The organism is Fibrobacter sp. (assembly GCF_017551775.1).
Taxonomy (GTDB): Bacteria; Fibrobacterota; Fibrobacteria; order Fibrobacterales; family Fibrobacteraceae; genus Fibrobacter.
In genome coordinates this window covers 1-12,426 of the sequence record NZ_JAFZKX010000043.1, presented here as the reverse complement: position 1 = coordinate 12,426, position 12,426 = coordinate 1, and the positions used below count along the sequence as shown (strand labels likewise).

General features: G+C 48.3%; 8 protein-coding genes. 3 read left to right on the top strand and 5 right to left on the bottom strand.

The window, feature by feature from the left end; translation table 11 throughout:
- Positions 1-64: 64 nt before the first annotated feature.
- Together IK012_RS05320 and IK012_RS05315 are read right to left on the bottom strand one after the other, a co-directional pair.
- The gene (locus IK012_RS05320) at positions 65-1,237 is read right to left on the bottom strand and encodes an acyltransferase (RefSeq protein WP_290951542.1); all 1,173 of its coding nucleotides are present in this window, start codon (positions 1,235-1,237) and stop codon (positions 65-67) included.
- Positions 1,238-1,313: 76 nt separating this feature from the next.
- On the bottom strand, positions 1,314-3,152 hold the full coding sequence (locus IK012_RS05315) for an endo-1,4-beta-xylanase (RefSeq protein ID WP_290951540.1): 1,839 nt from the start codon (positions 3,150-3,152) through the stop codon (positions 1,314-1,316).
- A gap of 371 nt (positions 3,153-3,523) precedes the next feature.
- Between IK012_RS05315 and IK012_RS05310 the strand changes: the two genes are divergently transcribed.
- The 3 genes from IK012_RS05310 (at position 3,524) to trpA (ending at position 7,322) form a co-directional block, all read left to right on the top strand.
- Positions 3,524-5,014 (top strand): PHB depolymerase family esterase, encoded by a 1,491-nt coding sequence (locus IK012_RS05310; protein WP_290951538.1) that lies wholly within the window; start codon positions 3,524-3,526, stop codon positions 5,012-5,014.
- A 271-nt stretch (positions 5,015-5,285) separates the two neighbouring features.
- Positions 5,286-6,557 carry a tryptophan synthase subunit beta gene (gene trpB / locus IK012_RS05305; protein WP_290951535.1) on the top strand — a complete coding sequence of 424 codons (1,272 nt, stop codon included), beginning with the start codon at positions 5,286-5,288 and terminating at the stop codon, positions 6,555-6,557.
- Positions 6,558-6,566: 9 nt separating this feature from the next.
- Positions 6,567-7,322: a tryptophan synthase subunit alpha gene (trpA, locus tag IK012_RS05300; protein WP_290951532.1), complete on the top strand. Its 756-nt coding sequence runs from the start codon at positions 6,567-6,569 to the stop codon at positions 7,320-7,322.
- A gap of 80 nt (positions 7,323-7,402) precedes the next feature.
- Here trpA and IK012_RS05295 read toward each other — a convergent pair whose 3' ends face one another.
- The 3 genes from IK012_RS05295 to IK012_RS05285 all read right to left on the bottom strand — a co-directional run.
- On the bottom strand, positions 7,403-8,851 hold the full coding sequence (locus IK012_RS05295; RefSeq protein WP_290951529.1) for an SUMF1/EgtB/PvdO family nonheme iron enzyme: 1,449 nt from the start codon (positions 8,849-8,851) through the stop codon (positions 7,403-7,405).
- 10 nt (positions 8,852-8,861) lie between these two features.
- Positions 8,862-10,661 carry a hypothetical protein gene (locus IK012_RS05290; protein WP_290951526.1) on the bottom strand — a complete coding sequence of 600 codons (1,800 nt, stop codon included), beginning with the start codon at positions 10,659-10,661 and terminating at the stop codon, positions 8,862-8,864.
- A 3-nt stretch (positions 10,662-10,664) separates the two neighbouring features.
- A partial coding sequence (locus IK012_RS05285) for a hypothetical protein (RefSeq protein WP_290951523.1) occupies positions 10,665-12,426 on the bottom strand: 1,762 nt, incomplete at its 5' end.

Below are 12,426 nucleotides of genomic sequence, written 5' to 3'. Positions count from 1 at the left end.
ACGGCCAAAAAGCCCACTTCGTAAACAAAAAGTTTCAAAGCGGGTTGCCGTTCCGTGCGATGAATCACACTTTATTCTTATTGCGCTTGCGGCGCCAAGTCTTGAATTCCATATAAAGCGTGCTCACCGTGTAGACGAACAGCATGAACAAAATCGTATTCTTCGGGGAATTCAAGTTGCAGATACCCCACGCAATCGTGATGAGCGGAAGGTGTATGAGGTACGGATAAAAACTCGCGCGGCCCACCCTGCGGACGATGCCTATGCAGAAGAAGCGCGCCATGAAGCCCTTTCCCGAAAGGAGCGACAGCACGAACAGCCCGTAGATGAACACGGCGACGCTATGGTGGATAAAGTAATTCACGCCCGGGTTGTAGGCCGGCGACATGAGGAACAGGCTCCCGTAAAGGGCCGCAAGCAGAAGCGCCTGCATTATCCCGCTCACGTAGTCCTTCTTGAGGAACTCGAAGCAGCCTTCGGCATACAGGCGGAAGATGACCATGCCGAAAATGTACTCGAACACGCGTACCGGCGCGAACATGTGGAAGAACCTGTATTTTTCGCCATAGCCGGCGAACCACAGGTCGCCCGTGAGCCCAAAAGTCGCCGCCCAGAGTATCCCCGGGACGAACACGGCGCCGAACAGAATCCAGAGGGTGCGGCGGCTGCGCTTGAACAGCCAGCGGCTGAACCAAGGCGTGATGGCATAGCACAAAAAGAAACTCGTCAGCGACCAGCTGGGTTCGTTCAGCTTCATGCCCAAATCGGGCACGATGGACCACGTAAGCGAGAGGTGCAGAAGCAGGCTCCGCCAGGGGTGCGTCATCGCGGCAAGGCCCTTCGAGGCGCAGTCCCCGATTTCGCCGAAAGAAGGCAGGTGCGTATAGCCGCTGAACTTGAATACGAGCACCACGAACATCAAGAGCGTCATGAAGAAGTGAAGCCTGTAGAGTTTCGCAATGCGGGCGAACATGAACGGGATTACCGGAATGCGGCGGTCCGGATCGCTGAACTTGCTTGCAAAAAGGAAGCCCGCGAAAACGTAGAATATGCCCGCGGCAAACGCAGGCGCGCTCACGATAGGCATGAGCCACTTGTAGTCCGCCATGTAGGCGAGCGCATTCGAACTGCCCAAGTGGAGCATCACGATGTTTATGCTCGCAAGAAGCCGAAGCCCGTCGATCGCGGGGAAGTACGCGGTCTTCTTCGGGGCGGTTGTCAATGTGGTGTCTGCCATCGTAGGGCCAAATCTAGAAAAAAAGCCCCCGAAGCAAAACCTCGGGGGACTTTAGGTGTATGGATAACAGTTCTTGTTAGCGGGTCACGCGGACGCTCTGCATTTCGCCGGTGCGGCGGTTACGCAGGTAGTAGACACCGGCGGACTTGACCATGCTGGAGCTCTGGAGGATTTCTCCGGCAGCCGCAAAGCCATAGGCGCTCATCACACCCATCTGGACACCCATCGGGTCGATGACATAGTAGTCCTGAAGCTGGTTCACATCCAGATGCTGGCCGACAGCGATTGCATGCGGAGGATCGTCACCGCCAATCGGTTCGGGATCGGTCGCGTTAGCGCCCTTCACGAAGGTGAAGTAGTCGACGTCGAACCATGCGCCGGTCACGTCCATACGGAGGATATGCTTACCGGCCGTGAGGGTCACGTTAGCGGAAACCTTGTTGTAGTCTTCGTAGTTGTCTTCGCCAGAAGATGCAGCCGGCACGGAGATCTTATCGGTGATTTCCTTGCCATCGATAGACATCTGGAAACTGGAGGTAGAACCAGCGGCAGCCACGGCTGCGAAGAAGGTGTATTCACCGGCTTCCTTCACGTCAACAGTGTATTCGAGCCAGTCACCTTCGCTGTTGTAGCCCACGACGATGCCAGTCGCCTTTTCGTACAGGTCAACGCCGGTATCCTTACGGTAATTGGAGGTGCCATGGTTTTCGGAATCTGCATCGTAGTAAGACTGGTTAGAAGTTCCGTCTTCGTTCTTGCCCTTGCCCGGGATGTCGAAATCTTCAGCTTCGATTTTGCCCGGGATAGCGAAGGCTTCGCCCTTGAACGGGAGCTGCGGTTCAGGATCGACCTGAGTCAGTTCGCCCGTCGGAAGGCCAGTCGTGTTGACGCCCTTGTTCTTGGAGAGGTAATCCTTGAGCCATGTCATGGCCGGACGGTCCTTGCCATCCTTGATGATACCGGAGTTACCGTTGGTCACCCAGGTCGCACCGTAGATGTAGCCCCAAAGAGTGATACCGGCAACGTGTTCATTTTCCATGAACAGGGAAATCTGTTCCTGATAGCATTGCTTTTGGGTATTGTCATTTTCGGTGCCGATGTCGTATTCAGAAATGAACATCGGGGTCTGGGTCTTCTGCCAGATTTCATCAAGAACGCTTTTCAGCGTGTTGATGTTCAAGCATCCGCCGCCACCACCGGTACCGCCCTGACCACCGCCCTGGGTCATCATGTCATGGGCCTGCAAGCCGTAGGCGTCCACCGGAGCACCAGCTTTCTTGATTTTCTGGATGAGGTCAATACCTTCGTTCTTCTGCCACTGGACAGTATTGTAGTCGTTGTAAATCAGGATTGCATCCGGCCAACGTTCACGGGCCATCTTGAAGGCCGTGGTCACGAATTCGTAGTTGCCGTTGTCGCCACCGAGAGCCGGAATGATGTTGTTGTTCTGGCCATACGGAGAGTGATAGCCGCCACCACTCTTAATAGCTTCGTTCACCACGTCGATCATTTCGAGATCGGGGTAGTGTTCCTTGACGGCGTCCATCCAGGCCGTAATGGCAGCCTTGGTATCAGCCGTGCTAAGGCCGTTCAGCCAGTTCGGGTACTGGGAGCCCCACACGAGAGCGTGGAACTTGAAGTGGCCACCGTTCTGCTTCGCCCAGTTGTAGGCGGCATCGCAACCGCTCCAGTTGTAGCGGCCGCGGGTACCTTCAATGGAAGCCCACTTACATTCGTTTTCGGCAGTAATCTGGTTCCACAACTCCGTAAAGTCGCTACGGACCTGACCGCGGGTCGTAATGTTGCCGACGAACTTGGCAGCACCGTCAGCCAGACCAGGACCGGCAAAAGAGAAGCTCGACGCGGCAAGAGCAACCGCCATCGTCTTGGTCAATGTAGAGATAATCTGTTTCATATCCACATCCTTTTTTATGATTGTGGCCGGCACATCCCATGCAGGCACATTATAAAACTACCTCCCCCAACAGGACATTTTCCTTACGCCCGAAATTATTCCATTGACAGTTTGTCCATAAGCAAAAGTTTACATAGCCGGAAAAAGCCATTGTGCAAAACGCCCTTAAAAAGGCAATTTCGTAAGAAAAATGGAACTTTTCGTCTCGCAAAGGAAAGCCAAAGGCTCTAGTCTGTAAAAAGTGCCTTTTTTTGGCTAAATTTGCCATTTACAAAATGTAAACGAATAAAAATTTACATTTGAGGGCTCATTATAAATGGTAAATTTGGTGATGTATGGTTACGTGTTTGGCAAAAAAAGGAGCAAGAAAAATGACGTTTTCTAAAATCATGGGCATCGCTAGCGCAATAGCGATGTCGAGCAGCCTGGCTTTCGCCTGGAGCATTTCCGGTGTCGTCACCACGCAGCAGGGCCAACCCCTGGGTGGAGTCGCCATCAATTCGTTCAACTTTGCGGGCGTTTCCGCCTCTACCGCCGACGACGGTAAGTTCACCATCAGTGACGATAATTCCTCACTCTTCGGCACGAAGACTGCCAGCATGTCGATCCACATGGATGGCAACATGCTTACCATTTATAACGTGGACGCAAGAGACCTCAAGGTGTCCATAATCAATGCGCTTGGCAAGGTCCTCAAGGAACGCAATCTCGAGAATATCCAGGGAATCGTTTCTCTCAACATGGGCGATCTCGCCAAGGGAGCGAAGTTCATCCACATTAACAGCGACCGCAGCAACAGCACCTTTATGGTGACCGACAAGGGCGTCAAGTCCCTCAAGAAAGAAGGCGACCCGCTGCCGTTCTTGCAGTTCTCCAAGGAAGGCTACAAGAACGCCACCTACCAGGCAAAGGCCGAAGTCGAAACCGGCGTGCACATCGTTATGGAACCCGGTTCCAATCCGCCGGCCAGTTCCAGCTCGGTCCAGCCGCCCCAGAGTTCTTCTGTCACACCTCCGCCTCCCTCTTCGAGCAGCGTAGAGGCACCCGTTATCGACTGCTCCGGCAAGACCGCAATAGGCGGCAAAGACGAGACGGTAAGTTTGACCGTCCAAGGCAGTTCGGGCAAGCGCACATTCATCATGCATGTGCCGAGTACCTACAAGGGCGACCAGGCCGTACCGCTGCTCATTGACTATCACCCAATTGGTGGCAGCAGCGATGGTCAGATGAGAGACACGAAGTACAAAGCACTCACCGACAAGGAAGGCGTCATCTCGCTCTACCCGCAAGGCACCACCAAAACGATGGGCCCGGGTTGGAACGTCGGCCCGTGCTGCTCCAACGACGATGACCTTGAGTTCACTCGCGAAATGATCAAGTATGTCAGAGAAAAAGCCTGCATCGACCCGCAGCGCATCTACGCAGCAGGCTTCTCCATGGGTGGCGGCATGAGTAACCACGTGGCCTGCATGATGCCCGATGTCTTCGCCGCAGTTGCTCCGGCAGCTATGGACCTGAACAGAACCAACAGCGCCCAGTGCAAGAAGACACGTCCAATTGCTGTCATCAACTTCCGCGGCACGTCAGACCCGGTCTGCAAATACCAGGGTGGAGATAGCGGCTACAACGATGGTTTGAACTTCCTCGGCGCAGAAGGCACCTTCAAGTACTGGGCAGAAGCAGACGGCTGCACCGGCTCTCCGTCCAAGAACAAAGATGGTTGCGACGAATACTCCAACTGCATGGACGGCGTGAAGGTCGTGCTCTGCACCAAGCAGGGCGGTGGCCACGAACAGGGCGATGGCAACATCGGCTGGCCGTTCCTGAAGCAGTTCACGCTGCCCGCCAGCTTCGTGAAGTAATTATTAGCAGTACCTCCTCGTTTGTTCTGCTCCGCACGCAAGTGCGGGGCATTTTTTTTGCGACTTTCGGGCGGGTCCCTTGCCAGGACAGACCGGTGTTCCTATATTTTGGGCATGATGATGAATACAGCAATCCGTTTCAACCGTTGGTGGTGGGGCTCTAGAACATAGAGTCCGGTTTTGCCGATTTCATCAAAACGTTTGTAAAAGGCTTTCGGACTCACCGGAAGCCTTAATTTTTTACCCTTTAATCCTAACCCAGAGCGCGAATATGAGCACAACATCAAACAACGGTTTCTTCGACAAGTTCGGCGGCAAGTACGTTGCCGAAATCATCCGTCGCCCGCTCGACGACCTCGAGGCAGCCTTCAACAAGTACATCCACGATCCGGAATTCCTCGAGGAGCTCCGTATTATCCAGCGCGATTACATCGGGCGCGAGACCCCGCTGTACTTCGCCCCGACGGCTACCGAACTCTTGGGTGGCGCGCAGATTTACATCAAGCTCGAAGGCCTCGCCAACACGGGCGCCCACAAGATCAACAACGCCATTGGCCAGTGCCTCTTGGCCAAGAAGATGGGCAAGACCCGCATCATCGCGGAGACGGGTGCCGGCCAGCACGGGCTCGCCACCGCCGCCGCCTGCGCCAAGCTCGGGCTTGAATGCGTGGTGTACATGGGCGAAGTCGACGTTCGGCGCCAGCAGCCGAACGTGGCGACCATGGAAATGTACGGTGCGAAGGTCGTCCCGGTCACTAGCGGCAGCCGCACCCTGAAGGACGCCGTGAACGAGGCCATGCGCGACTGGGCCACCAACTTCAAGAACACCCACTACGTGCTCGGTTCCGCTCTCGGCCCGGCCCCGTTCCCGGATATCGTGCGTACGTTCCAGTCGGTCATCGGCGAAGAAGTCAAGCGCCAGGCTGCCGAGCGCAATATCGACATCGCGGCCGTGGTCGCCTGCGTCGGTGGCGGAAGCAACTCCATCGGCGTGTTCACCCCGTTCATCGAAGACAAGAACGTGCGTCTCATCGGCGCTGAAGCCGGTGGTATCGGCCCGAACGTCGGCGAGAACGCCGCCCGCATGACGGGCAACGCGAGCCGCGAAGGAATCGTGCAGGGTTACAAGAGCCGCTTCCTCATCGACGAAGACGGACAGTCCATGCCGACGCGCTCCATTTCTGCCGGCCTCGACTACATGGGCATCGGTCCGCAACTCGCCGCCCTCGGGGAATCTGGCCGCGTGGAATTCACCGCCATCCTCGACAAGGAAGCCCTCGAGGCCGTGAAGTTCTTCGCCCGTAACGAAGGCATCCTCTTCGCTCTCGAAAGCGCCCACGCCGGTGCCGCCGCCATGAAAATCGCGAAGGAACTGCCGAAGGACAAGGCGCTCGTCATCAACATGAGCGGCCGCGGCGACAAGGACATCTTCATCACGAGTCCGGTGTTCCGCCCCGAAAAATGGAAGGAATTCCTGAAGGCCGAACTCAAGCGCCTCGAGAACAACGAAGACATTCACGACGCAGAAATTATGAATAAGTAAGGGTTTAAAATGATCAACCTCATGTCACATCTTATCGCGGGTTTCCCTGATGCGGAAACGTCCGTCGCCATCGCAGACGCCCTCGTGAAGGGCGGTGCCTCCATCCTCGAAATCCAGCTCGCGTTCAGCGACCCGAGCGCCGACGGTCCTGCCATCCAGACGGCATCTACCGTCGCCCTCGAGAAGGGTTACTCCACCAAGCAGGGGCTCGAAGTCGTGAAGAAGATTCACGAACGCCACCCCGAAACGCCCATCTACATCATGACCTACGGCTCGCTCGCCTTCACTCCGGGCGTCGAGAACTTCGTCAAGATGTGCAAGGACGCGGGCGTGTCCGCCTGCATCATTCCCGACCTTCCGTTCGACTGCGACGAAGGCCTCACCGAAGCCTGCAAAAAGCATGGCCTCGAGAACATTCCCGTGGCGGCCCCGTCCATGACGAAGGAACGCCTCGAGACGATGGCGTCCAAGGGCTTCAAGTACATCTACGCGGCTCTCCGCGCGGGTACTACCGGAAGCGAAACCGTCATCGACCAGGCCACCCTCGACTTCATTGATACCGTCGCCAAGGGCGGCGCGAAGGTGCTCGGCGGCTTCGGCATCCGTAACGGTGAACAGTCCAAGGTGCTGTGCAAGCACGTGTACGCCGTGGTGGCGGGATCTGTATTCGTAAACATCGTGCTCGCGAACGAGAATTCTGCCGAAGGTAGAAAAAAAGCCATTGCCGAAATCGAGGCGAAGGCCAAGGAACTCACGGGCGCATAATAACAAAGTTCAAGTGCCATTTTCAAAGAGATGCAAACACCCTTAACGTTTGCATCTCTTTTTTCATAAATAACTTGAACTTAATTTCCTTTTATTTTTCTAACCAAGCGCAATCCTTGAAAAACAAGTCCACCTCTAGTTTTTCCCGTGTCACAATGAGAACCTAAATTTAATGACGCCAATGAATCTGATAAAAAGCCTCCCTTACAGGAAAATACTTCATCTCCGAAAATACTTTTTCCAGGAAGCATTACATTCTCACAAACAAGACCGGCCATATCAAAAAGTCCGTAAGGATTTGCCTGCAACATTCCTACAGGGCGTGATTTCTGCAACCATTTTCCACATGAATACTTCAGCCAAAATTTATCATCAGACGTTTTACTCGCTTCCATTTTTACATATTTATCGTCTATATCTCTAACACCAAACCAAGCATGTCGCGAAGCCTGAACAGAATCTTTCTCATCGCCCCAAACAAACCTATAATTTGATTGCCCACCACGAGCTAACGCCATCCATTCATTATAATAAGGCAGACGATACCCATCAGCTGAGTTGTTAACAGAAACTAATATATAGCGACGATTTTCCGCCATGCAAGATGTGCAGAAGCCCTCCTTTAGCATTCCGAAACGTCTTTTGCCACTAAATCCCACAACATCATCATTGCTTGATTCATTAGAAAAAGAATATACAGGTTTCAATCCGTCACGGACACTTCGAAGATTCGCATAAACAAGCGCCAGATAGGGAGGAATTCTAATAGCCGCAGAATCATGGGCATCACACAAGGCCCCTTTTATCGAAGCCCTTTTTTTCTGCATCCAATACTTTTGGAATTCAGGCAACCCCTCCATTTGAGCGGTCGGAATAGAATCCCACAAAGTCTGTATAAATTCGCATTCCGTGACCATATATTTATCTACGGCCAAAGTTTCATCTATTTTTTCGTATCTAATCGAATCCGGATAAATACGATTATTCAATTCTGATTCGGCATCTAGATAGACGACTGGCTTTTTTATTTCATATTCTGGGCCACGAAAACCAAGCAACTGTTTTTTCTTTCCAAGGTCAATATACTTCATGCCTATTAAGAGATTATAGGTATATTTAATTCCTTTTTTTATCGAATAATTAATCGTCGCTGTTTTAACATAATTGCCCGAATACAATTGAATACAATTATCATTCTGCTTGCGATAATTAAAACCAACAACAGTCCACACTCCACCATAACTATTTTCAGCACAAACAGAATATACCGTATTTTTTTCCATTTCAAGCCAAAGAACAGAATCCGTCAAGGAAACAAAAACAGTATCCTGGCTAATTACTGATGAATCTAAATCAACATAGTTCCTTTGCTGATGTGAAACAACCACAACAGCCTTAGGCCCCCGTACTTTGTTATAGGGATTGACTTTATGTCCATCCATTTCATAAATAGAATTTTTCCCTGCAAAAGCAAAAACAGTACATAAAAAAACTAGAAACAGCAATTTGATGCCAACACGATAACACATACAACGCCTCCTACTGTTTATAACATTTCTCAACCGAGCGAATACATTCCCATTGATTTTCCGTCGCATATTTTCCACTCTTCAACTTGAATCTGTCATTCGTTGATGTAGCAACAACCTCCAATGGTCGATATCGAATTCTCGTACCAATAGGGGTTGAGTTATTCATCAAATTTGTCTCATTTGATCCAATTCCATTAAGCATAGTCGGATCATCTTCATTTACATACAAATCCGTCAATCCAAAAGCGTGTCCTATTTCATGACATAAAACATAAAATGAATTTTTTCCAGCAACATGTGATCCCCAAACAAAGCCTCCAATAGCAGTATGATTTTGTTCACTTTTCAGCATTTGTAACGTATATTGAACAGCCTGATGCAAGCTTGGAACGTAAGGATACACATCAGCAAAAATACTATAATCACATCGACTATCAAGATTACCAGCATTGTGCAATTTCAAACTAAACGTATTTTTTTCCTCATTATATTCGTACATCTCCACATCTATTTCCTTAGTAGCCCCCCCACAGGAACTAGACAAATACATTGGGAAACGTAAATTTAAGCAACCATCTTCAAACTCTTTCTCATGATACATCGTACAAACCTGATTAAAATCTTCATAGTTATTAATATTTTTCGCTGAATTATTCAATAGATTCCATTTAATTCTCATTTCATTTATCCCAAACACAACATGATGGTTTTGCGTATTTTCGCTCACAAATAAATCGTTAAATTTACTTTGTGCGCTGTTATAAGCTACTGTCACTTTGTCTAATTTTTCTTCAGCCTCCCGCTTAGCTTTTCGTTCTTGCTGACACTGCTCCGTACTATTTGATTGCTTTGTACACGCAGTCAAGGCTGAAACTTTTTCATCATAATCCAATTGAGCAACATCATGTTCATCCTTTTTATTCAAATACTCTTCAAAACTTTTTGCATATTCAGGATACAATGCCATTCTAATTATTTCGTTATAAGTCGCCATTCGATGCCTAACAGCATCTTTTTCCGTAAAATCCACAACCAGAACGTCATCAAAACCTATTTCTTGGGGTTCTTTCTCATCAAATTTTCCAACAACAACAGCCTGTTTATAAATTTCATTAAAATAATCTTCTACAAGTTTTTTGGTATAGCATCCATTTTTTTCACTATTTAAGCAAGTCGCTCCATTTTCAGAACCAAATTGCACAAAGATTACATCCTTGGGGCATGGTTCATATTCTATAATATGTAAATAGCGTTTCATATCCACATCATCATAATATACGGCATAATCACCCGGCGAGAATTCGACCTCTTTTATACAATCTTTTTCTTTACAAACATCTGTTCCCGTCAAAATAGATTCAATCGGTTCATTATTTTCGTCTACTTTATACAAAGTATATTTCTTTTTAGAGTTAGGATCAACCCGAACTCTCACTTTTGCTAATTTGTTTGTTTCTACGGAAGCAAAAACATCTTTTCCATTTTCTATATAATTCGGTAAAAGCGAAAGGGGATCAAGATCAAATCCATAAGCATGTTGTTGGGAAGGCAAAAACCAGGGGATTGTTTCATTCCAATTAAATTCAGCGATCTCTCCATCACCATAAAATAAACTACTCTCATAATTATTAGTCACAGGATTTATATATGGATTTTTTTCAATGCATTCAAGTTTATTTCCCTCCATGTGACATTCCATAGTATTCGCACCAGCATAAGTTTCTCCTTTTGCGACCTCTTCTTCACAAGCAATCTGAATTCCAGCGATTATGAATATTGCAAGCATCTTTACAATTTTTATTTTCATTTTTCACTCGGCCTCATAATAGAAATAATCCGTAACAGATTTCATACAAATAACAATTCCCTCATCAAAATTTCCCGCATCTTGAGGTCGCTTCGAGAAAAAAATTGGTTTTCCCGCATTGGCCGTCATCGTCTGGAAAACATAGCGCCCATTTTCTTCACCATTACGAAATACATCAAATTCAACAGGAGGGATATCAGTATATACTTCTCCTTCAAAATTTTTCACCCACAATTTAACGCGTGCCTTTTCCTTTCGTGTTTTTTCATGTTTTCTTACAGACGCTTTTAATACTCTTGCGTACTGAGAATTCGCCAAAAATTCCCTATAATAGCCTCCAGAAACAGCGTTTATCAAAGGAATCGCCGGCTTAGCAGAAACCACGTTCCCATCCGAATCCAATAATCCTATAAAAACATCATCACTCGGCATCGCATACGCATAAGCGCCAAGCGCAACATGCTCTGATTCTCGAAGTTCTCCCAGCAAATCATTTTTCGGCATATAATCACTCTTTTCACCATAATTCAACAAAGGTGAATTTAAAGATAAATTAAGCCCAGCATCATAGTCCATATACATACTTTCTCCTTCAGGTTTCTCCTCATCAGCAAATTTCGGATCCCCAACATGTATGTTTTTTCCAACATAATCCTGAGAAAAAGAAGAGTTTACTGCCAAATACCCAAAGGGGATTTCCGAAGAACAATTTTCCGTATTGCAATCCGATACAATATTCTTCCAAAAAATACTATTTCCAATCATTCCATTCGCATCACCTCCTAAAGCCCCATTTGCGACTGTTGCAGAATTAGAAAAGAAAGTCGCATTCCACATACTAAGAGAAGAATTTTCATTGTACATAGCCCCACCAACAAGACCCGCATGATTATCATAGAAAATGGCATTTCCTACATACATCTCGGCATTACGCATTTCAACAGCACCGCCATTTTTCAAAGAGATATTATTTAAAAAAAGAACGTTGAGCATATTTATATTTCCACTAATTGCAATTGCTCCTCCATTTCCATTAGCCAAATTATTGGAGAAACGCACATATTCAGCATTCAATGTATCTATAACATATAGCCCACCACCATCACCCTCCGACTTAGAAGACGATATAAGTACATTTTTTAAGTAAATCTTTTGACTTAGCACCTTAACTGCGCCGCCATTGTCAACATTATACCCATTCATAATGTTAAGACCGACAAAACGGCGTGGAGACCGTCCTTCAACTTCAATATGTTCAACATTTTCTAGATTAATAGAAGGAAGGTCATTTTCAGATTTCAAATCCCATATATTGCCAACATACCCCACTAGTTCAAAACCGACCTTCCAAGGAACAACACCTTCAGTAAAATTGTCGGTTACGTTCCAAACCCCTCCAACCATATTGATTTCGCGTCCCGTAGCCTTGGCTATTTCGAGAACCGTCGCAAAGTCTCCAAAGGCTGTTGCCGGTTCAGATCCATCGCAACCTTGCTTGCATTGGCTCTGTGGGTTCCAATAGACGCGATAATTGGCATTCTTGATAAAGTTGAACGCATAGGTGCTACTGAACGCTTCGGTTGGGAATCCTGAAATCAAATTTCTGGTAAGCGTTATATTGACATTAGTATTTGAAGACGGAAGTTCTACCTTTGTCGAAGTACCGCCATTCACCTTGACTTGGGCGTTGTCTGCATAGACGAACATCTCGAGAGCTGACGTGGAAGGAGGCAACTGCGAAATGTAGCGGAAAATCCCCGGTTTG